The sequence below is a fragment of the Roseomonas genomospecies 6 genome (assembly GCF_008365375.1).
GTDB lineage: Bacteria > Pseudomonadota > Alphaproteobacteria > Azospirillales > Azospirillaceae > Azospirillum.
The window spans coordinates 46824-66492 of sequence record NZ_QOKW01000027.1; the positions used below are offsets into that span (position 1 = coordinate 46824).

The following is a 19669-nucleotide window of genomic DNA, read 5'->3' on the forward strand; positions in this document are numbered from 1 at the left end:
CCATGAGCAAGCTGTCCATCCGCAACGTCGAGAAGACCTTCCCAAGCCGCAACAACACGGCGCCCACCCGCGCGCTGGAGCCGACGAGCCTGGAGGTTGCCGACAACGACTTCATCACCATCCTGGGGCCGTCGGGCTGCGGCAAGTCCACGCTGCTGCGCATCGTCGCCGGTCTGGAGACGCCGAGCGCCGGCGAGGTGCTGCTGGAAGGCAAGGCGGTCTCCGGCCCCGGTCCCGACCGCGGCATGGTGTTCCAGTCCTACACGCTGTTCCCCTGGCTGACCGTGCGCGACAACGTCTGCTTCGGCCTGCGCGAGCGCGGCCTGCCACGGGCGGAGCAGTTGGCGATCGCCGACCGCTTCCTGGCCCAGGTCGGGCTGAAGGGATTCGAGAACCACCACCCGGCCCAACTGTCCGGCGGCATGCAGCAGCGCACGGCGCTGGCCCGCGCGCTGGCCAACGACCCGAAGATGCTGCTGCTGGACGAGCCCTTCGGCGCGCTGGATCACCAGACGCGCGAGCTGATGCAGGAACTGCTTCTGGGCATTTGGGAGGCCGACCGCAAGACGGTGATGTTCGTCACCCACGACATCGACGAAGCCATCTTCATGGCCAGCCGCGTGGTGGTGATGTCGGCCCGCCCCGGCCGCATCAAGTGCGACATCCCCATCGAGCTGCCGCACCCCCGCTCCTACAAGGTCAAGACCACCCCGGAATTCGCCGCCTACAAGGAACGGCTGACCGAGGAGATCCGCGTGGAGACCATCAAGGCCGTGACCATGGAGCGCTGACTCGGCCTTCTTCGGCTCCCGACACAAGAAGAGCGGCGCCCGCAAGCGCCGCTCTTTCCATTTGTGGGCTCCACCGCCGGATCAGGCGTGGCTGCCGGTGTTCACGACCAAATCGGACAGGGCGATGCCGGCGCGCCGGGCGTCCGCGGCCAACTCGCGCTGGCAACTCCAATGGCACCGCCCGTCGATTTCCAGCATCCGGCCATGGCGCCTCATCACCCAGACGCCGGTGGTCGCCATGTGGATGACCCGGGCCAGCGCGTTGTCGGCGGCGGCCGGACGGGCTTGCACCGCCGGAGCGGCGGCAGGGTGGGCCGGAACGTCCGACCGATCGAAGATCGGAGCGTTGGGATAACCGCTGACCGGCTGCAACGGATGCCGTTCGCGGCGGTCGCTCGGACGGCTGGGCGAGGTGGCGGCAAGGGCCTGGGGCCGGGAGAGGTGCAGCATGGTGGGCATCCTGGAACGTTTCCATTGAGCCTGCGACTTGTGCGTCGCGCAGGTCGTTACGACACTTAACCTTTCACGCGGCAAGGATGATGTAAAGGAGAAAATCGTTCAAAATTTGAACAGTGCCTCGATGCCCAGATGGCGGCACCGCCAACGAGCGCGTGTTTTCGAGCGATCCCAAGCGTCTTCACCTCTGCCGCCGGTTGGCACAGTCTGCCTGCCGGTTTCAAAGGAGGGGTTCCCAAGACCTCACCGCACCCTATTTGGGATAAGTATCGCTCTTCTCTGCCCCGGAATAGTCACACGCAAAAGCGTGTTCGATCCGTAAGCATGCGTCACAAGCGCAGGCTTGGCCATCGGCCTCCGGGGCTGATGGAGTCCGAGAATGCAGGAAAGACAATGGGTAGGACCATGGTGAAGAAACTGGCAGTGATCCTGGTTGGCGGCCTTGTACTGGCGGGCTGCTCGAACCTCAGCCACCGTGAACAGCGTACGCTTTCCGGCGGCGCCATCGGAGCCGCGGGCGGTGCGGCGGTCGGCGCCCTGACGGGCGGCAGCGCGGTTATGGGCGGCGTGATCGGCGGTGCGGCGGGTGCCGCGGTGGGCGCCCTGACTTCGGACAGCGGCAAGCGCCGGTAGAGCACCATTTCAGCACGGGGGATCGGGCCGCCGGACCACCATCCGCGGCCACCCCCCAAAAATGCAAAAAGACCCTGAATGCCAGGGCCTCGGAAAACTTTCAATTCTTGAGATTTTGGAGCGGGTGAAGGGAATCGAACCCTCGTCGTAAGCTTGGGAAGCTTCTGCTCTACCATTGAGCTACACCCGCGCGCCGCATGTTTATAGGCGACGCTTTCGCCGCTTTCAAGCGGTTCGAGCACGCCACAGGCGGGATTCCGAAAGTTCCCGCGGAGCTGCGGCGAAAGCCGAGACCAGGGGCGTGATCAGGCGCGGGAACAAGGCCACGGGTTTGGGCTCCGGCAGCAGGTCCCTGTCCGTGGGCGCGGCACAGTCGTCGTCCGCCATCGGAGCGGTCACCATGCCGGCAGCGCCGGCCAGGGCGCCCGGGACCAGTTCCAGGCCCAGAAAGCGGTCGAGATCCACCGGACCCGGCAGCGCCATGTCCAGCGTCAGGTCCCGGGTGAAGCCGAACCGCGCGTAATAGGGCGCGTCGCCCACCAGGATCACCGCCCGGTGGCCCAGCGCCGCCGCCTTGTTCAGGCTCATCCGGATCAGCTTGCTGCCCAGGCCGCCGCCCTGCAGCCGGTCCGACACGGCGATGGGGCCAAGCAGAAGCGCCGGCACCGTGCCGCCGATGGTCACCGGCCAGTAGCGGATCGTGCCCTCCAGGATTTCGTTGCCCAGCTCGTCATGTTCGATGGCGACGAAGCCGAGTTCCGGGATCGGGGCCACGCCCTCCCGCAGCTTGTAGGCGGTCTTCTTGAAGCGGTCCGGGCCGAAGGACCGGTCGAGCAGGGCTTCGATCGCCGCGTCGTGCCGCGGCTCTTCCAGGGAGATCATCATGTCAAGGGCTTCCCGGCAGAAGGACTTTGGTCGGAGGCGGATCGCGCCGCCGCGCCGGGGGAGCGCCGGATCAGTGCCGGCGGAGACCCGAAGCGTCCGCACGCGACCCAAGGACGGCCGCACCCGCGCGCAGCGCGGCGTGGCGTCGTCGTCGGATGCTGATGTCGTGCGGACGAGACATGGGCAAGGCTCTTTGGCCGTTGCGGGGAACACGCATATATCACCAGTGGACAGGGGGTTCAAGGGATCGTGAAAGGGCAGGAACCCGGCCTGCGCGCATGGCGTCCCGGTGTGTCCCGCATGCATCGCCGCGGCCCCGTCCCCCCGCGGCGATGATCCGGAGGGGGTGTTCACCGCTCCGCCACTGGACAGGCGCTTTGCCCCGCCCCTATTCTCTGTGCCGGGAGTGCCGCCATGTACACGAAAGTCACCCGCGCGATCCGCGTCACCGTCCAGCCCGTCTTCCTCGACGAGCAGTCCGTGCCCGCCGAAAGCCGCTATGTCTGGGCCTATCACGTCCGGATCGAGAACGAAGGCCAGGAAACCGTCCGGCTGCGCACACGCTATTGGCACATCACCGACGCGCTGGGGCGCGTGCAGGAGGTGCGCGGGCCGGGCGTGGTGGGCGAGCAGCCGGTGCTGGAGCCCGGCGGAAGCTTTGAATACACCAGCGGAACGCCGCTGCCCACGCCGTCCGGTATCATGGTCGGTTCCTACCGGTTCGAAACGGGCGGCGGCGAGGCCTTCGACGTGGCGGTCCCCGCCTTCTCGCTGGACAGCCCGCACCAGCCCCGGCAACTGAACTGACGCCGTTGAAAATCCGCCGAAAATCCGCCCGCGCTCTGCAACCAATTGCCGCGGGCCGGGCTTGAAAACCGAATCCGGCGCCTTGACTGTAGGGTGTCCGGTCCCACTTGCGCCATACTCCGATCTGCTGCCCACAGCCCCGCACCACCATTCCGGTGATCCGGGCGCGCTGCGGGCCGTATGTATACCTGACAAGCCGGCTCTGGCATCCGATGCCGCGGCGCCGGCCAGGACGCGACCCCAAGACGTGCCTCCAAGACGTGACCAGGAATCGAAAGGCTTCGCCCCGTGACGGCTCCCAAGACCCCGCACGCCGACAACATTCTCCGCGGCCCCGGCCACCCCGCCGGCACCACGCCGACCGGTGACGCCCGACCGACCCGTGCCGAGGCGGAAGAGGCCGTGCGCACCCTGATCCGCTGGGCCGGCGACGATCCCGCGCGCGAAGGGCTGGTCGGCACGCCGGACCGGGTGGTCCGCTCCTACGAGGAGTTCTTCGCCGGCTACTCCATCGACCCGGAAGACATCCTCAAGCGCACCTTCGAGGAGACCGACGGCTACGACGAGATGGTCGTGCTGCGCGACATCCGGCTGGAGTCCTATTGCGAGCACCACATGGTGCCGATCATCGGCCGGGCGCACGTCGCCTATCTGCCCCGCCACCGGGTCGTCGGCATCTCCAAGCTGGCGCGGCTCGTGGAGGCTTACGCCAAGCGCCTGCAAATCCAGGAGAAGATGACGGCGCAGATCGCCAACACCATCGATCAGGTGCTGCAGCCCGAAGGCGTGGCCGTGGTGATCGAGGCGCAGCACCAATGCATGACCACCCGCGGCGTGCACAAGACCGGAGTCACCATGGTGACCAGCCGCATGCTGGGCGCCTTCCGCAGCGATCCGTCCACCCGGCGGGAGTTCCTGACGATGATCGGGAACCCCGGTTCCCGCGCGGAGTGAGGGCGGGTCCGCGCTATTCCGCGCGGATGCCGTGCTGGCGCAACAGGCTGTAGAGCGTCGGGCGGCTGACCCCCAGCAGGCGCGCCGTCGCCGACAGGTTGCCGCCGGAGCGGGCGAGCGAGTCGAGCAGGGCGCGCCGCTCCGTCTCGTCGCGCAGGACGCGCAGCGTCGGCGGAGCGTCTCCCGTGTTCAACCGGCGCCCTTCCAGTTCCAGGTCGGCGCGCTGGAACGCGCGCTGCACCACCCCGGCCAGTTCCTGCGCGTCGATGGGCTTGCCGCACACGTCGTGGGCGCCGCGGGCCACGGCGCGCACCGCCAGCACCCGCTGGTCCTGCGGGACGAGCGCGATGATCTTGATGGACGGCGCCTCCCCCAGGATCAGCGACAGGGCGTCCAGACCATCGCCGGCACCGTTGGAACCTTGCCCGTCGGGATGCGGGTCGAGCTGCGCCAGATCGACCGACAGGGCCACCACCGGGGGCCGGTGCGCGCGCACCGCCTCCAGGGCGTCCGCCACGCCGCTCGCGACGACGATCCGGCACACCGGCAGGGCGTTCCGCACCCGGTCTTCCAGGGTGGGATCGTCATCGACGACAAGCAGCGTGCGTGGAACCATGATTCTCCAACTCTCCGACCGGGAACGCGGGCCGGCGGTCAGAATCGCGGCAGACGGCCCGTCTGTCCAAGGCGCGTTGGCATGAATCCCAGAGCAATTAGGGCAAAATTGCGTCGTCGAAAGGGGTGCACCGCGGCATGGCCCCTGCCCGTCCACCGCCCTCTCCCCCTCGCTGAGGCGGTCTGCTAAGGTCCCGGCGCGAAAAGGCGATTCCGCGCACGGGGGAGCGAGGTCATCATGGCGGCGAAGGTCACACCGGCGGTGAACGCGGTGAAGGCGGCGGGGATCGCCCACCGTCTGATGGAGTATGAGTACGACCCCTCGGCGGACGCCATCGGCCTGCACGCCGCGTCGGCCATGGGGCTGGACCCGGCGGTCGTCTACAAGACGCTGATCGTCCAGTTGGAGCCCAAGGCCCTGGCCTGCGCCGTGATCCCCGTGGCGGCGAAGCTGGACCTGAAGGCGCTGGCCGCTGCCGCGGGCGCGAAGAAGGCCGATCTGGCCGACCCCACACTGGCGGAGCGGACCACCGGCTACATGGTCGGCGGCATCAGCCCGCTGGGGCAGCGCAAGGCCCTGCCCACCTTCATCGACGCCAGCGCCGAAACGCTGCCGGAGATGGTCGTCAACGGCGGGCGCCGCGGGCTGCAGATCGCCCTGGCCCCCGCGGATCTGGCCCGCGCCACCCGGGGGACCGTCCGGCGGATCGCGGTGGGGTAGGCGCCCCCCTCCCCGCCGCTTCCGCCCGAGGTCAGCCCTTCCGGGCGCCGAACCACACGGTGCCCAGCCCGGCGGCGGCGATCAGCACCCCGCCCAGCAGGACGGCGGGCGACGGGTATTCGCCCCACCACAGGAAGCCGATGGCCGCCGACGCGGCGATCCCCAGATAGTCGATGGGCGCCAGCACCGCCGCGGGCGCCCGGCGGAAGGCTGCGGCGTTCAGCAGGATGGCCGCCCCCGCCGCGAAGCCCAGCAGCAGGAAGGCCGGCAGGTCCGCCGCGTCCGGCATCCGGAAACCCGTCAGCAGCGCCGCCGGGGCGGTCAGCAGGCACCCCGCCAGAACGAAGACCAGCCCGGTGGCCGCCGGCCCGTCGGCCTGGGCCGTCCGCCGGGTGGCCAGGATGCACACCGCGTTCAGGAAGGCCATGGCGAGCGCGGCGAGGCTCCACGGCTCCAGCCGCGTCGGCGGGGCGATCAGGAAGACCCCGGCCATCCCCAGCGCGACGCACAGGACGGAGGCCGCCCCCGCCCGCTCGCCGATGGCCGCGCCGGAGAGCAGCACCACGAACATGGGCGCGGCGTAGGACAGGGCCACCAGATCGGCGAAGGGCAGGTGCTGGGTCGCCGCGTAGAAGATCAGCGCCGCCCCGACCCCGCTCAGCGCCCTCAGCGCGTGGCCGCCGGGCCGGGTGACGGACAGGGCGCGCCGCCCGGCCAGGGCGAAGGCCGCCGGGGCGACCACCGCCAGCGACAGCACGAAGCGCAGGAAAAGCACCTCCGCCGCGCCGTAGCGGGCGCCCAGTTCGCGGGCCAGCGCCCCGGCGGTCAGCACCAGGGCGAGCGACGCCGCCATCAGCGCCGCCGCCCCCGCCACGCCGGTCCCCCGTCCATTGGTCCCCCCTCCGCCGGCCATCAGGCCGGGCGGAACGGTCCGCTCAGCGGGCGGAGCGCTCAAGCGTGGTGCACTCCATCAGGAACTCTTCGCGCAGGTCGCGCGAGTTCAGCATCTCGCCGTGGAAGGAGCTGTTGACCATGCGGCTGTCATGGCCGGCGCGCACGCCGCGGTGGGTCTTGCACATGTGCACGGCGCTGATCCGCACGGCCAGTCCGCGGGGCCGGGTGGCCTCCACGATGAAGTTGCCGATCTGCTTCACCAGCTCCTCCTGGATCTGGAAGCGCGCGGCGAAATGGTCGACGATCCGGTCGTACTTGGACAGGCCCAGGATGTTGCCGCCCTTGGCCGGCAGGATGCCGATGAAGGCCGTGCCGTAGATCGGCATCAGGTGATGCGCGCAGGTGGAGCGCACGGCGATCGGGCCGGTGACGATCAGATGATCGAACTCCTCGGCGTTCTTGAACTCCGTCAACTCCGGCGGCGCGGTGAAGCGGCCCTTCAGAAGCTCGCGCACCAGCATCTTGGCGACGCGGCGCGGCGTGTCGCGGGTGTTGTGGTCGTTGCGGTGGTCGATCCGCAGCACGTCGAGCAATTCTTCGACCTTCCGCGCCGCGGCGTCGATCATGGCCGCCTCGCCCGCAGCGTCCAGCGGCGTGTCGAGCGCCTCGTTCGACCGGCGCGCCTCCATCGCCTCCTGCACGAGGGCGAGAACATTTGCCTGCAACGTCATAAAACCCGATCCCTTCTTTGCTTGCTTATCTCCGGCGGGCCTTAGGCACGGCCTGCCTGATCCTGCCGCGGCGGCACCCCGCCGACCCGTTCCGCCGGGAAATGGAGCGACGCCCGCAGACCGGCCCCCGCCGCGCTTTCCAGCAGCAGACGGCCGCCATGAGCCTCCATCAGGCTTTTCACGATGCTCAGCCCCAGCCCGGAGCCCTGAAAGCGGCGGGTCGCACCCTCCTCCGCCTGATAGAACGGCTGGGCGGCCTTTTCAATCTGCTCCGGCGTCATGCCGATGCCCTGGTCCTGCACGGCGATGACGAAGCCGCCCTGCGGGTCCATCCACGACTGCACCTCGATCGCCGAGGGGGCCGTGCTGAACTTCACCGCGTTGGACAGCAGGTTCAGAAGCATCTGCCGCACCGCCCGCTCGTCGGCCTGAAGCAGCGGCCAGACCGCCTCCGCCGCCGTCCGGATCGTCCGCCCGCGCCCGGCCTGGGTTCCCAGCACCGTGGCGATGGCGGTGCCCACCACCTTGCGCGGGTCCACCGAATCGAAGGTCAGGCTGGCGTGTCCCGATTCCATCTGGGCGACCGTCAGGATGTCGATGACCAGCCCCAGCATATGCCGGGCGCTGCTCAGGATGTAGCCCGCATATTGGGCGTGTTCCCGGCGGGCGCTTTCCCTGGCGTTCACGGGCGCGCCGCCGCCGCCGCCGGGGCGGGTGCCGCCTCGGCCATCGCCGCGGGTATCGCCGCGGGTATCGCCATCGTCCTGGATCAGCTCCGAAAAGCCGATGATCGCGTTCAAGGGGGTGCGCAGTTCGTGGCTCATGGTCGCCAGGAAGCGGGTCTTGGCCTGGCTGGCCTCCTCCGCCTGGGCGATGGCGGTCTGAAGGGCGCCGGCCATGGCTTCCATCCGGTCGTGCGCCCGGCGGATGGCCCGGTTCTGGATCAGCAGCACGGAGATGAACAGCACGCCGCAGACCGCCAGACCGGCCGCCAGCATCGTGAACAGCCCGTGCAGATACAGCAGGTGGTCGTGCCCCTCGTCCACCAGTTCCCCGCCGAACTGGGTGGCGACGGAGGCGAAGGCGTTCAGCTCCCGATCGATGGGCTCCAGCACCGCGAGCGCGGCGAGCGCCTTGTCCGCCGGTGGCAACGGGCCGGCCAGGATGACGCCCACGCGGTCCAGCGCCTCCTCCAACCGGGCCACCGTCCGGCGGTGCTGCGGGTAGCGGTCCATGAAGAGGGACGCCTGCCCCTGCCCCAGCACGCCGATGCGGTTGCGCACGATGTCCAGGCGGAGTTTCACCTCCTCCGCATCGACGTCGGCTCCCGGAAGCGCGCTGGCCAGGATGCGCTGCTCCAGCCGCGTCACCTCTCCCACCGTCTGCCCGGCGGCCCAGGCGAAGTTGTAGGGGGCGGCCCCGCGCAGCGCCTCGCCGTAATTCACCACCAGCAGCGACAGATAGGCGGCGGCCAGCCCGAATCCGCCGGTGAGGATCGCCAGCCAGAGCCCGAGGCGGCGGGTGCGGTCCTTCGACGCCCAGCCCAGCAGGCGGGTCAGCCGCGTGCGTCTTGTCGGCGCGGTCATGCTCGGCGGACTCACGAGGGGGCCTTCACTTCACCTTCACTTCACGGTCAGCCGGGCGACCTGCCAGACCGAGCGTCCGAAATACTTCTGCCGGTTCGCTTCCGGATCATGATCGAAATCATAGACGATGAACAGCGGCCCCTTGTCGCTGACCGGCATGTAGGCCCCGTCGCGCTTCAGCGCCAGGATCACCTTGCGGTTCCGCACGTCGTCCATGGGGATTTCGCCGGTGTAGTCGTTCAGCGCGGTGGCGACCAGCGTTTCGCCGCGCGCTTCCACATGCTGCATCAGCCGGGCGAGCGGCACGCCTTCGAAGGTCACCGGCTCCTTGTACCAGGGGGTGGCGGTGGTGAAGGACACCATGCCGAGCGCCTCCAGCATGGGACGGTCGAAGACCGCCGCACCGTCGCGATTCGTCGCCCCGATCGAACCCGACACGACCAGGATCGGCTTTTCCGTCGGCGCCGGGAGCGTTCCGGCGCTTGCCGCACCGGCAAGTACAAACAACGCCAGGGCGACAAGACGGCAAACAACTCTATCAACCATATCGGCTAACCGTCTGCAATTCGGTCATGCAACCTTCATCATGATTGCTTTCTGCGATCGATCCAACGAAAATTCTGTAAAAAACGACCCTTCAATTTCCACCCGCGGAAAGGTGTATCGAAATTCGTTCATATTTGCCCCGCGAAATGGCCGTCCGATGACGATTTGGCAGCATCGTTTCTGCGGCGCTTTTCACACTTTCCCACGCACGGTTCGATCAACGGAACGCCTATGGATGCCCTGAGTCCGATCTCCCCCGCCCCATTGCCGCCGACCGGTTACATCCTGGGGATCGGAACGAACGTGGAGCCGGAACTGAACGCGGCCCGGATCGCCGCCCATCTGGCCGGTGTCTTCGGCTGCGTCCTGCTCAGCCGTTTCTACCGCACGGCCCCGGTCGGCATGACAAGCCCACACCCCTTCGTCAACTACTGCGCCTTCGTGCCGAGCGGGTTGGAGCCGGCCCGCTGCAAGGAGGTGTGCGTGGCGATCGAACTGGCTCTGGGACGCGACCGCGCGCACCCCGCCTGCAAGACGCGCGACCGGCCCGCCGACATCGACCTGATCGGGCGGGTGGGCCACCCCGCCCCGGCGGACGGCCTGGACGCTCTGTGCCCGGACCTCTATCTGGCCGCCCCCTTCGCGGAGATCGCCGCGCTGCTGACCGGGCGCCCCGTCCCGCCGCCGCAGGGCGACCTGTGCGCCGCCCCCCTTGCGGACTGCCGCAGCGGCGTCGCGCGGTTAGGCGAGACGCCGGCCACCGTCCACCGCGATGACGGCGCCGGTCTGGTAGTGGTTCCCGAGGATGGCGTCCACCGCCATGCCGATGGCCTCCGCTCCGCCTTCCTCGCCGAGCAGCGTCTCTGACAGCACACGCGCCCGCGCTTCGGGGCCGTGCCATTCCTTGAACAGGATCGGCCCCGGCTGCACCACGTTGACCTTCACCTTGGGCGCCAGCCGCTTGGCGAAGGACAGCGCGAGGTTCTGAAGCGCGGCCTTGGTGGCGCAGTAGGCGTCGAAGGCCGGGTTGGGGTTGTCGGCGTAGATGTCGGTGATGTGGACGATGTCCGCCCGCCGCGCCGAACAGGCGTCCAGCAGCGGCGCCAACGCGCGGTTCAGCGCGAAGGGTGCCCGCACATGCACGGTGTGGAAGACGTCCAGTTGCCGCAGCGCGTCCGCCGTGTCCGCCGCCGTCACCTCGAAGGCCGAAGCGTTGTGGATCACCGCCCGCAGGCTCCCCGCCACCGCCCGCACCGCCTCCGCCAGCCGCATCCCGCCGTCCGGATCGGCCAGATCCGCCTGAAGACACACAGCACCGGCGGCGCGCAACCGCTCCACGTCGCCGGTGGCCGTCCGGTAATGGGCGACGACGGGGTGCCCCAGCGCCATCATCCGCTCGGCCAGATGCAGCCCGACGCGGCGACCCGCACCGGTGACGAGAACGGCGTCCTGCAACAGGGGTGTCGTCATTGGAATGGCCCTTCGGCGGACTGAGGAACCGGTCGCGGAAGGGAGAGTGGTGCGCCCGGCGGGATTCGAACCCACGGCCCCAGGATTAGGAATCCTGTGCTCTATCCTGCTGAGCTACGGGCGCGCCGGGCCGCTTATAGCACGCTTTGCCGGGAGGTTCAGCGCCAAATCTGGCGGACGTGCCATCCATCGGCGGGAGAGAGTGGAGTACCGAAAAGGTCACCGCCAGCCACCGCGCGGCGTGCGGAGCGGCGGGCGAATCCGCTGGGCTTGGGGACGCCGCTGCGTATACTGCGCCCATGGCACGCATGCTTTACCTGCGCGACATCGAAGTCGATGTGCACGTCCGCTGCCGGGCCTGCGGGCACGAGGGCGTGCTGCCGCGCGCGGACATGAACCGGCGGTTCGGTCCCAACTATCCGGTCCTGTCCATCGCCCCCCATTACCGCTGCTCGCGCTGCAATTCCCGCGACACGGAAAGCCGCCCGGCGCCCCCGCCCTACGCGCCGTCCATCACGGCCACGGCGGCGGAGGAAGCCCCGTCCTTCGCCGGACCGCTGGCCGCCCTGCAAGGCCTGCTGGACGCCGTGCGGACCCGCGACGAGCCGGAGGAGGAACCGGAAGCGGAGGCCGCACCGGCGCCCATCCCGACGGCTGCCCGGGCCGAAGCCTCCGCGCCGGACCTGGACCTGGAACTGGAACTGGAACGGCTGGTCGCGGACGGCGGTTCGGCGCCCGAGTCGGGCCGCCCTCCGCTGTGGGAGCCGGTTTCGCTCGCCGACCTCGTCGGTCATGACGATGACGAGGAAGGCACCGGGAACCAGGACGCCGGCGAGACGGATTGGGACGACGAGGACTGGGCTCCCCGGAACTGGAATCTCGCGGACCGGGACGAGGACCAGGGCAGCGACGGCGAGCCGGACGAGGACGAGGACGAGGGCACCGCCCCGCTGCCGGCTCCGGTCGCTCGTGAAAGCCGCCCGGTGGAGGAGGACGAACCGGACGACGCCTCCCGCTCCTTCGACCGCACCATCGCGGCCTTGCGCAGCATTCTGGACGGCCGCGGCGACGGCGCCCGCACGGAGGATGCACCGCCGCCGCCCGCTCCGCCCCCTCCTCTGCCGCCGGCCTTCGCGATCGAGGATGCCCGCGACGTTCCGGAAGGCGGCGATCCGGACGATAACGATCCGGACGACGCGGAACCGTCCAACGACGACATTCTGGCCTTCGCCATCCGCGACCCGGACAAGGCCCCGCCGCCTTGGGAGCGCGACCCCGCCCCCACCGGCAGCGAACCGCTGGATCGGACCATCGCAGCCCTGCGCAGCATGGTTCAGAAGGCCGCCGCCGACCGCGACGAGGATGTCGCCGGAAGGTTGGACGACGAAAGGTTGGACGGCGACAGGTTGGACGGCGACAGCGCGGACAACGACGCTCCGGACGAGGAGGAAGGCGAGGACTGGAAAGCCAACGCTGGCGAACCCTCCTGGGGCCGCGACGAAACGGAGGCGGACGAGGCGGAAGCGGACGAGAAGGACGGCGCTCCCGTCATCCGGAAGTCCGCCCAGGAACAGGAGATGGAAGAGGCGTTGCGCGCCCTGCGCGCTCTGGTCGAGGCCGAGGGCGACCTGGATGATCCGCCACCGCCCCGTCCCGCCTGGAAAAGCGACGCACCCGCCCATCCGGACGCGGACCCGCTGCCCGGCTTCAAGCCGCTGGCCCGCCGCGAACCGGAACCGGACGACGACGCCGAACCTTTGGACCTTGTGGAGATGCTTCCGGTGAGCGAACCGGAAAAGCCCAGGCATGGCGGGAGCAAGGGGGCCGAGGCCAAGGAGTCCGGACAGAAGACCGCCAAGGACGACGCGAGCGCGCTTGGCAAGACCCTCGCCGCGCTGCGCAACATGCTGGAGCTGGACGGCAAGCAGGGGCGCTGAGGCCCCGCTTCCCCATCCTTCAGGTTCAGCCGTTTTCCGCCAGGACCGTGCCCGCCAGATAAAGCGACCCGCAGATCAGCACGCGGGCCGGTCCATCGAACCGTCCCTTCAGATCCTGCCTTTTCAGGCTTTCGAGGGCGCCGCCCACGTCTGCCGCCGCCGCGCTGTCGGCGATGCCGCAGGCGCGGGTGGCCGCGGCGGTGTCCTCCGCCGTCAGGGACGCCTCCTCGCCGGGGATGGCGACGGTGCGGGCGGCGGTGACGAAGGGCGCCAGCGGACCCAGGAATTCCCGCGGCTCCTTGCTCGACAACATGCCGTAGACCAGCAGCAGGGGCCGCTCCGGCTCCTCCTGCGCCCAGCGCGCGGCCTGGACGGCCAGCACCTCGCCCGCCGAGTCGTTGTGGCCGCCGTCCAGCCACAGTTCCCAGCCCGCGGGCAGGCCGGCAACCAGAGGACCGCGCGTCAGCCGTTGCAGGCGGGCGGGCCATTCCACGGCGGCGAGGCCGCGGCGCACCGCCGCGTCGTCCACCACGACCGGCAGATGGTCCAGACAGGCCAGCGCCACCCCGGCGTTGACGACCTGGTGCGCCCCGGCCAACCCCGGCAGGGGCAGGTCGATGCGGCGCCGGGCGCTTTCGAAACGGAAACCGCCGTCGGTCGGCGTGGCCGACCAGCCATGGACCGGCGCGCCCGCCATCTCGGCCCGTGCGGCCAGGGTGCGGGCGGCCTCCTCCGAAGGCTGCGGGAAGATCACGGCGGGGACGCCCGGCTTGAAGATGCCGGCCTTCTCGCCCGCGATGGCCTCCAGCGTGTCGCCCAGGAACTGGCGGTGGTCGTAGGAGATGCGCGTGATGGCGGTGACCGCCGGACGGTCCACCACGTTGGTGGCGTCCAGCCGTCCGCCCAGCCCGGTTTCCAGAAGCACCACGTCCGCCGGCTCCCGCGCGAAGGCCAGCAGGGCGGCGACCGTCGTCACCTCGAAGAAGGTGATGGGCGCGCCGCCGTTCGCGGCCTCGCACTCCTCCAGCAGGTCGGCCAGCCGGTCGTCGTCGATCAGCGTGCCGGCCAGCCGGATTCGCTCGTGGAAGCGCACGAGGTGCGGCGAGGTGTAGACATGCACCCGCAGCCCCGCGGCCTCCAGCATCGCCCGCAGGAAGGCGAGCGTGGAGCCTTTGCCGTTGGTGCCCGCCACATGGACCACCGGCGGCAGGCGCCGCTCCGGATGGCCGAGCGCGGCGAGCAGCCGGTGCACGCGGTCCAGCGACAGGTCGATGACCTTGGGGTGCAGGCTCTTCAGCCGGTCGAGAACCGGATCGGCGAGCGACATCGCGGGATCAGGCCGGCTGCTCGGAGCCGGTCCTCTCGGCGCCCGCCTGGGGCGGCGTCTCGTCGGCGGCCTCGGCCTGGCTGCGCGCCTCCTCCGGCTGGGCGGCGGGCACCACGGCAACCGGTTCCGCCACGGTGGCGAGGACCGGCTGCATCAGCAGGGTCAGGACGCGCGACAGGGTCGGGCGCAGGTCGCGGCGATGGACGACCATGTCCACCATGCCGTGCTCCTGCAGATATTCGGAGCGCTGGAAGCCCTCCGGCAGGGTCTCGCGGATCGTGCTCTCGATCACGCGGGCGCCGGCGAAGCCGATCTGCGCGCCCTTCTCGGCGATGTGGATGTCGCCGATCATCGCGAAGGAGGCGGTGACACCGCCGGTCGTCGGGTCGGTCAGCACCACGATGTAGGGCAGGCCCGCTTCCTTGACCATCTCCACGGCGATGGTGGTGCGCGGCATCTGCATCAGCGACAGGATGCCTTCCTGCATGCGCGCCCCGCCCGAGGCCGGGACGACGATCAGCGCCGCCTTCTGGGCGATGGCGGTGCGGGCGGCGGCCAAGATGCCCTCGCCCACCGCGATGCCCATGGAACCGCCCATGAAGCCGAAGTCGAAGGCCGCGACGACCGCCGGCTGCCCGCCGATCAGGCCGGAGCCGACGACGATGGCGTCATGCCGCCCCGTCTTGGTCTGGGCTTCCTTCAGGCGGTCGGTGTAGCGCTTCTGGTCGCGGAACTTCAGCGGATCGACCACCGACTTCGGCAGCTCGACCGGCTGGTAGTCGCCCTCGTCGAACATCGAGGCCAGACGCTTGATCGGGTCCAGCCGCATGTGGAAGCCGCAATGCTGGCAGACGTTGAGGTTCTCCTCCAGATCGCGGTGGAAGAGCATCGCCTCGCAGCTCGGGCACTTGTGCCAGAGGTTGTCGGGAACCTCCTTGCGGGCATAGAGGGCGCGGATCTTGGGGCGGACGTAGTTGGTAAGCCAGTTCATCGAATTCTTCCTGATATCCCGCGCAGCCGGTGCTCTCAGTCGGGCGCTTTCAGACGCGCGCGCCGCGCACGCCGCCGGCCAGTTCCCGGACGAAGCCCAGCACATCCTCGGCCAGACCCGGACGGGCCTTGCCCTCCGCGTCCAGCCCGTCGGCCAGCCGCGTGACGATGGCGGAGCCGACCACCGCCGCGTCGGCGACGCGGGCGATGTCGGCCGCCTGCTCCGGCGTCTTGATGCCGAAACCGACGGCCACCGGCAGGTCGGTGCGGCTCTTCAGACGGTCCACCGCGGCACCGACCGCGGCGTTGTCGGCGCTGGCCGCGCCGGTGATGCCGGCGATCGACACGTAATAGACGAAGCCCGAGGTGTTCTGGAGGACCGTCGGCAGACGCTTCTCGTCGGTGGTCGGCGTCGCCAGACGGATGAAGTTCACCCCGGCCTTCAGCGCCGGGATGCACAGCTCCTCGTCCTCTTCGGGCGGCAGGTCCACGACGATCAGCCCGTCCACCCCGGCCTTGATCGCGTCGGCCAGGAAGCGGTCCACGCCATAGGCGTGAATGGGGTTGTAATAGCCCATCAGGATCACCGGCGTGTCGGCGTCCGTCTCGCGGAAGCCGCGCACGAGGTCCAGCGTCCTGCGGGCCGTCGTCCCGGCGTGGAGAGCGCGCAGGCTGGCCGCCTGGATCGCCGGGCCGTCGGCCATCGGGTCGGAGAAGGGAAGCCCCAACTCGATCAGGTCGGCGCCCGCGGCGGGCAGGCCGTGCAGGACGGCGCGGCAGGTCTCCAGATCCGGGTCGCCCGCGGTGATGAAGGTGACGAGGCCGGCGCGGCCCTTCGCCTTCAGCGCGGCGAAACGCTTCGCGATGCGTCCATTGTCCTTGGCGGCGCTCACAGCTTCACTCCCAGATGCTGGGCGACGGAGAAGATGTCCTTGTCGCCGCGGCCCGACAGGCACAGCACCATCAGGTGGTCCTTGGGCAGTTTCGGGGCGCGCTTGACGATCTCCGCCAGCGCGTGCGCCGATTCCAGCGCGGGGATGATGCCCTCGGTCCGGGCGCAGAGCTGGAAGGCGTCCAGCGTCTCCTGGTCGGTGGCCGAGACATACTCGACGCGCCCGATGTCGTGCAGCCACGAATGCTCCGGCCCGACGCCCGGATAGTCCAGGCCGGCGGAGATCGAGTGGCCCTCCAGGATCTGCCCGTCCTCGTCCTGGAGCAGGTAGGTGCGGTTGCCGTGCAGCACGCCGGGGCGCCCGCCGGTGATCGAGGCGGCGTGGGCCAGCGGCCCCTTCTCGATGCCGTGGCCGGCGGCCTCGACCGCGACCATCTGCACCGACGGGTCGTCGAGGAAGGGGTGGAACAGGCCGATGGCGTTGGAGCCGCCGCCGACGCAGGCGATCAGGCTGTCCGGCAGGCGGCCCTCCAGCTCCTGCATCTGCACGCGGACCTCGTCGCCGATCACCGACTGGAAGTCGCGGACCATGGCGGGGTACGGGTGCGGGCCGGCGGCGGTGCCGATCAGGTAATAGGTGTCGGCGACGTTGGTGACCCAGTCGCGCAGCGCCTCGTTCATCGCGTCCTTCAGCGTCCGCGCGCCGGAGGTCACCGGAACCACCTCCGCCCCCAGCAGCTTCATGCGGAAGACGTTGGGCTGCTGGCGGGCGATGTCGGTCTCGCCCATGTAGATCACGCAGGGCATGTCGAACAGCGCGCAGACCGTGGCGGTCGCCACACCGTGCTGGCCGGCGCCCGTCTCGGCGATGATCCGCTTCTTGCCCATGCGGCGGGCGAGCAGGATCTGGCCGATGCAGTTGTTGATCTTGTGCGCGCCGGTGTGGTTCAGCTCCTCGCGCTTGAAGTAGATCTTCGCGCCGCCGAGCTTTTCCGTCAGGCGTTCAGCGTAGTAGAGCGGGTTCGGGCGGCCCACATACTGCTTGAGATGCTCGCGGATCGCGCCCTCGAAGGCGGGATCGGCCTTGGCCTCCTTGTAGGCTTTCTCCACCTCAAGGATCAGGGGCATCAGCGTCTCGGCGACGAAGCGTCCGCCATAGATGCCGAAATGCCCGCGCTCGTCGGGACCGGAACGGTAGGTGTTGGGTCTGGTCATGGCCTGGGAAACTGCCTGAAGCGGGCCGCGCGGCGCCCGGAAGGCGCCACCATAGCGGCGGATCGCCCGGATTTGAAGCGTTCGCCGAACATTGCCGGTAGATGGGATGCGGATAGGGACGGACAAGGGGCGGGAAGCGTCCGGCTCACCGAGAGAACAGTGTGGGGGCGCAGGCCGGACAGTCGCAGAACAGCTCACGGTTCTTGAAGTGGTGCAATCCGTGGCAGACACCACCCTCGCGGTCAAAGGCATCGGAAATCACATCGAAGAATTCGCTGTCGCCCTTCTCGAACCGGCGCCACAACGCATAGGACACGAGATCGGCATACTGGATGACCCGTGTGGCTTGCGAATCGACGAAGAACGGAACGTCGGCGATGTTCCGCGTCACGCCCCAGCGGTGGCCGGTGTTGCGGAATTCGGTCGCCAGCGATTGAAGCCGTGTTTCGCGTGTCGATTTGTCGAGAACGATCAGTCCTTTTTGGCTGTCGCCATTGCGATGGCGCCGCATCAAATATCGGTCGAAGCGATTGCACAGTTGCTCGAACGCGTATTCGACCGGGTCTTCCGGAGACCGCTGCGCTTTGTCCACCACCACGCCGAAGAGGCACCAGTCCCCTTTCAGCGCACGAGCCGACGCCAGTCCATGGCGGATGACCGTCCGTCGCCGTTCCCGTTCCACGCCGCGCCACCAATGGCGCCCGGCAAGGATTTCATTGCCATGCAGTTCGAGCGCATTCGGCTGCGGATGGCCGGTGTCGGTCGCCACCCGCTCGATCTCACGGTTCAACCAATGGATCTGCCGCTCGAAAATGCAGATTCCCGCGAGAATGAAGTGCTGCTCGTTCGGATTGTTAACGGAGCCGGCATCGTCGAGGTATAAAAGGTACACGGAAAAATCCATGAAAAAGGCGGCCGGGCGGGGACCATGCCCCGGCGGACTGCCACGCAGCCCTCCCAACCGCTTCATTAGGAAGTGGCGCATCCGACAGGCCAGTCAAGCCAAAAAATGCCGATGTGAGATTTTGCCTCATCCCCCCAGCGGCGGAGCGTAATGCAGGCCGCCGTTCATCCACAGCCCGTTCAGGCCGCGGTCGATGCCCAGCGGGGAGGAGGCGCCCAAATGGCGGTCGAAGATCTCGCCGTAGTTCCCGACCTGCGTGACCACGCGGAAGGCCCAGCCGTCGTCCAGCCCCAGCCCCCAGCCGACGCCGGGGGACGAGCCCAGAAGGCGGCGCACCTCCGGGTCCGGCGCCTCCTCCTTCAGACGCGCGGCGTTGGCGGCGGTGACGCCCTTCTCCTCCGCCAGGACGGTGCACAGGAACACCCAGCGCACGATGTCGAACCAGCGCCGCTCGTCCAGGCGCACCATCGGCCCCAGCGGCTCCTTCGAGATCGTCTCGGGCAGGATGACGTAGTCGTCGCGGTTGGGGGCCTTCAGCAGGCGCTGGGCGTACAGCCCGATGCGGTCGCTGGTGTACAGGTCGCAATGGTGGTTGAAGAAGGCGGACAGCGCCCCCTCGGTCGAGCGCACCCGCTTCAGCCGGAAGCGCAGGCCGGTGCGGGCCATCCAATCCTCCAGGTTGCGCAGGGTGGTGGTCTGCTCGATCACGCAGACCGAGACGCCGGCGGGCAGGTCGGACAGGCGGGCCAGGCCCTGGGTGCGGTGCGCGATGAAGCCCTGGCCGTCGAACAGATAGACCACCGGGAAATCGACCCCGAAGGTGGCGTCGCGCTGGAGGGTCCAGGTGGTCCCCTCCATCACCACGTCCACCTCGCCGTTGCGCAGGATGGCGAAGCGGTTTTCCGAGTTGGTCTCCACGAACTCCACACGGTCGGCGTCGCCCGTGACGGCGGCGGCCAGCGCCCGGCACATGTCCACGAAGAAGCCGCGCCAGTTCCCGCTGTCGTCCACCGTCGCCAGCCCCACCCCGCTGGATGAGACGCCGCAGCGCAGCAGCCCGCGGTCGCGCACGTCCTCCAGCGTTTCGGCCCGCGGGCCGCCGGACGGCGACAGCAGAAGGGCCGCCAGAAGCGCGGCGCCCGCCGCCGCCCGCGCGAAAGACCGGACCAAGCCCATCGCCCACTCCCCTTTTGCTCCCCGCCAGCTTCGGCCCGGCAACCGGCGGGGGTCAAGCCCGCCACGGCGCTCCCGCGGCCGATCGCCCCACGGGGGTGCGAATTGCGCCGGGCCGATTGCCCGTGCTATCTCAATCGCA

At 69.3% G+C, this 19669-nt stretch carries 20 protein-coding genes, 2 tRNA genes and 1 pseudogene; 7 read left to right on the top strand and 16 right to left on the bottom strand.

The window, feature by feature from the left end:
• Positions 1–2: 2 nt before the first annotated feature.
• Complete coding sequence (locus DS843_RS24915; protein ID WP_149471529.1) at positions 3–791, top strand: ABC transporter ATP-binding protein; 789 nt, start codon at positions 3–5, stop codon at positions 789–791.
• Positions 792–872: 81 nt separating this feature from the next.
• Here DS843_RS24915 and DS843_RS24920 read toward each other — a convergent pair whose 3' ends face one another.
• The gene (locus DS843_RS24920) at positions 873–1241 is read right to left on the bottom strand and encodes a hypothetical protein (protein WP_149471530.1); all 369 of its coding nucleotides are present in this window, start codon (positions 1239–1241) and stop codon (positions 873–875) included.
• A 411-nt stretch (positions 1242–1652) separates the two neighbouring features.
• Here DS843_RS24920 and DS843_RS24925 point away from each other — a divergent pair, with 411 nt between their 5' ends.
• On the top strand, positions 1653–1880 hold the full coding sequence (locus tag DS843_RS24925; protein WP_149471531.1) for a YMGG-like glycine zipper-containing protein: 228 nt from the start codon (positions 1653–1655) through the stop codon (positions 1878–1880).
• A 116-nt stretch (positions 1881–1996) separates the two neighbouring features.
• On the opposite strand, the gene DS843_RS24930 is transcribed toward DS843_RS24925, so the two are convergent.
• Together DS843_RS24930 and DS843_RS24935 are read right to left on the bottom strand one after the other, a co-directional pair.
• Positions 1997–2070: transfer RNA gene (locus tag DS843_RS24930), tRNA-Gly, on the bottom strand.
• A gap of 35 nt (positions 2071–2105) precedes the next feature.
• Entirely contained in the window at positions 2106–2765 is a 660-nt protein-coding gene (locus tag DS843_RS24935; RefSeq protein ID WP_149471532.1) for a GNAT family N-acetyltransferase, read from the bottom strand.
• 414 nt (positions 2766–3179) lie between these two features.
• Here DS843_RS24935 and apaG point away from each other — a divergent pair, with 414 nt between their 5' ends.
• Both apaG and folE (DS843_RS24945) read left to right on the top strand, forming a co-directional pair.
• On the top strand, positions 3180–3572 hold the full coding sequence (apaG, locus tag DS843_RS24940; protein WP_149471533.1) for a Co2+/Mg2+ efflux protein ApaG: 393 nt from the start codon (positions 3180–3182) through the stop codon (positions 3570–3572).
• A 321-nt stretch (positions 3573–3893) separates the two neighbouring features.
• A complete protein-coding gene (gene folE / locus DS843_RS24945; protein ID WP_149471568.1) occupies positions 3894–4526 on the top strand; it encodes a GTP cyclohydrolase I FolE in 633 nt (210 codons plus the stop codon).
• Between the two features lie 13 nt (positions 4527–4539).
• Here the strand turns inward: folE (DS843_RS24945) and DS843_RS31915 are convergent, their stop codons facing one another.
• Positions 4540–5142 (bottom strand): response regulator, encoded by a 603-nt coding sequence (locus DS843_RS31915; RefSeq protein WP_149471534.1) that lies wholly within the window; start codon positions 5140–5142, stop codon positions 4540–4542.
• A 237-nt stretch (positions 5143–5379) separates the two neighbouring features.
• Here DS843_RS31915 and ybaK point away from each other — a divergent pair, with 237 nt between their 5' ends.
• Positions 5380–5862 (top strand): Cys-tRNA(Pro) deacylase, encoded by a 483-nt coding sequence (gene ybaK, locus DS843_RS24955; protein WP_149471535.1) that lies wholly within the window; start codon positions 5380–5382, stop codon positions 5860–5862.
• 31 nt (positions 5863–5893) lie between these two features.
• On the opposite strand, the gene DS843_RS24960 is transcribed toward ybaK, so the two are convergent.
• The 4 genes from DS843_RS24960 to DS843_RS24975 are packed head-to-tail and all read right to left on the bottom strand — an operon-like array spanning position 5894 to position 9511.
• The gene (locus DS843_RS24960; protein WP_149471536.1) at positions 5894–6817 is read right to left on the bottom strand and encodes a DMT family transporter; all 924 of its coding nucleotides are present in this window, start codon (positions 6815–6817) and stop codon (positions 5894–5896) included.
• The gene (gene folE, locus DS843_RS24965; RefSeq protein WP_149471537.1) at positions 6798–7487 is read right to left on the bottom strand and encodes a GTP cyclohydrolase I; all 690 of its coding nucleotides are present in this window, start codon (positions 7485–7487) and stop codon (positions 6798–6800) included. The genes DS843_RS24960 and folE (DS843_RS24965) overlap by 20 nt, the downstream gene beginning before the upstream one ends.
• Positions 7488–7528: 41 nt before the next feature.
• Complete coding sequence (locus tag DS843_RS24970; RefSeq protein ID WP_149471538.1) at positions 7529–9073, bottom strand: sensor histidine kinase; 1545 nt, start codon at positions 9071–9073, stop codon at positions 7529–7531.
• Positions 9074–9109: 36 nt separating this feature from the next.
• Entirely contained in the window at positions 9110–9511 is a 402-nt protein-coding gene (locus DS843_RS24975) for a putative pterin-binding protein (RefSeq protein WP_286192301.1), read from the bottom strand.
• 339 nt (positions 9512–9850) lie between these two features.
• Here DS843_RS24975 and DS843_RS31920 point away from each other — a divergent pair.
• Positions 9851–10177 (top strand): annotated as a pseudogene (locus DS843_RS31920) (2-amino-4-hydroxy-6-hydroxymethyldihydropteridine diphosphokinase); the annotation flags it as partial.
• Between the two features lie 183 nt (positions 10178–10360).
• Here the strand turns inward: DS843_RS31920 and DS843_RS24985 are convergent.
• Together DS843_RS24985 and DS843_RS24990 are read right to left on the bottom strand one after the other, a co-directional pair.
• Complete coding sequence (locus tag DS843_RS24985; RefSeq protein WP_149471541.1) at positions 10361–11089, bottom strand: SDR family NAD(P)-dependent oxidoreductase; 729 nt, start codon at positions 11087–11089, stop codon at positions 10361–10363.
• 47 nt (positions 11090–11136) lie between these two features.
• A tRNA-Arg gene (locus DS843_RS24990) sits at positions 11137–11213 on the bottom strand.
• Positions 11214–11388: 175 nt separating this feature from the next.
• On the opposite strand from DS843_RS24990, the gene DS843_RS24995 reads away from it, so the two are divergent.
• A complete protein-coding gene (locus DS843_RS24995; RefSeq protein ID WP_149471542.1) occupies positions 11389–13026 on the top strand; it encodes a hydrogenase maturation nickel metallochaperone HypA in 1638 nt (545 codons plus the stop codon).
• Positions 13027–13051: 25 nt separating this feature from the next.
• Here the strand turns inward: DS843_RS24995 and DS843_RS25000 are convergent, their stop codons facing one another.
• The 6 genes from DS843_RS25000 to DS843_RS25025 form a co-directional block, all read right to left on the bottom strand.
• The gene (locus DS843_RS25000) at positions 13052–14353 is read right to left on the bottom strand and encodes a bifunctional folylpolyglutamate synthase/dihydrofolate synthase (protein ID WP_149471543.1); all 1302 of its coding nucleotides are present in this window, start codon (positions 14351–14353) and stop codon (positions 13052–13054) included.
• A gap of 7 nt (positions 14354–14360) precedes the next feature.
• Positions 14361–15344, bottom strand: coding sequence for an acetyl-CoA carboxylase, carboxyltransferase subunit beta (gene accD, locus DS843_RS25005; RefSeq protein WP_149471544.1), 984 nt, complete (start codon positions 15342–15344; stop codon positions 14361–14363).
• A gap of 49 nt (positions 15345–15393) precedes the next feature.
• Positions 15394–16236: a tryptophan synthase subunit alpha gene (gene trpA, locus DS843_RS25010; RefSeq protein ID WP_149471545.1), complete on the bottom strand. Its 843-nt coding sequence runs from the start codon at positions 16234–16236 to the stop codon at positions 15394–15396.
• Entirely contained in the window at positions 16233–17450 is a 1218-nt protein-coding gene (gene trpB / locus DS843_RS25015; RefSeq protein ID WP_149471546.1) for a tryptophan synthase subunit beta, read from the bottom strand. The genes trpA and trpB overlap by 4 nt, the downstream gene beginning before the upstream one ends.
• Positions 17451–17595: 145 nt before the next feature.
• On the bottom strand, positions 17596–18354 hold the full coding sequence (locus DS843_RS25020; protein ID WP_149471547.1) for a DUF3800 domain-containing protein: 759 nt from the start codon (positions 18352–18354) through the stop codon (positions 17596–17598).
• Between the two features lie 126 nt (positions 18355–18480).
• On the bottom strand, positions 18481–19530 hold the full coding sequence (locus tag DS843_RS25025; RefSeq protein WP_149471548.1) for an amino acid ABC transporter substrate-binding protein: 1050 nt from the start codon (positions 19528–19530) through the stop codon (positions 18481–18483).
• Positions 19531–19669: the final 139 nt, after the last annotated feature.

Excerpts from the sequence above, each read along its gene's own strand:
- DS843_RS24935 (WP_149471532.1), bottom strand. The coding sequence starts at position 2,765 with ATGATGATCTCCCTGGAAGAGCCGCGGCACGACGCGGCGATCGAAGCC.
- DS843_RS24915 (WP_149471529.1), top strand. The coding sequence starts at position 3 with ATGAGCAAGCTGTCCATCCGCAACGTCGAGAAGACCTTCCCAAGCCGC.
- DS843_RS31915 (WP_149471534.1), bottom strand. The coding sequence starts at position 5,142 with ATGGTTCCACGCACGCTGCTTGTCGTCGATGACGATCCCACCCTGGAA.
- DS843_RS25020 (WP_149471547.1), bottom strand. The coding sequence starts at position 18,354 with ATGGATTTTTCCGTGTACCTTTTATACCTCGACGATGCCGGCTCCGTT.
- folE (WP_149471537.1), bottom strand. The coding sequence starts at position 7,487 with ATGACGTTGCAGGCAAATGTTCTCGCCCTCGTGCAGGAGGCGATGGAG.
- DS843_RS24985 (WP_149471541.1), bottom strand. The coding sequence starts at position 11,089 with ATGACGACACCCCTGTTGCAGGACGCCGTTCTCGTCACCGGTGCGGGT.
- DS843_RS24925 (WP_149471531.1), top strand. The coding sequence starts at position 1,653 with ATGGTGAAGAAACTGGCAGTGATCCTGGTTGGCGGCCTTGTACTGGCG.
- trpB (WP_149471546.1), bottom strand. The coding sequence starts at position 17,450 with ATGACCAGACCCAACACCTACCGTTCCGGTCCCGACGAGCGCGGGCAT.
- DS843_RS25000 (WP_149471543.1), bottom strand. The coding sequence starts at position 14,353 with ATGTCGCTCGCCGATCCGGTTCTCGACCGGCTGAAGAGCCTGCACCCC.
- DS843_RS24920 (WP_149471530.1), bottom strand. The coding sequence starts at position 1,241 with ATGCTGCACCTCTCCCGGCCCCAGGCCCTTGCCGCCACCTCGCCCAGC.
- apaG (WP_149471533.1), top strand. The coding sequence starts at position 3,180 with ATGTACACGAAAGTCACCCGCGCGATCCGCGTCACCGTCCAGCCCGTC.
- DS843_RS25025 (WP_149471548.1), bottom strand. The coding sequence starts at position 19,530 with ATGGGCTTGGTCCGGTCTTTCGCGCGGGCGGCGGCGGGCGCCGCGCTT.
- accD (WP_149471544.1), bottom strand. The coding sequence starts at position 15,344 with ATGAACTGGCTTACCAACTACGTCCGCCCCAAGATCCGCGCCCTCTAT.
- DS843_RS24995 (WP_149471542.1), top strand. The coding sequence starts at position 11,389 with ATGGCACGCATGCTTTACCTGCGCGACATCGAAGTCGATGTGCACGTC.
- ybaK (WP_149471535.1), top strand. The coding sequence starts at position 5,380 with ATGGCGGCGAAGGTCACACCGGCGGTGAACGCGGTGAAGGCGGCGGGG.
- DS843_RS24970 (WP_149471538.1), bottom strand. The coding sequence starts at position 9,073 with ATGACCGCGCCGACAAGACGCACGCGGCTGACCCGCCTGCTGGGCTGG.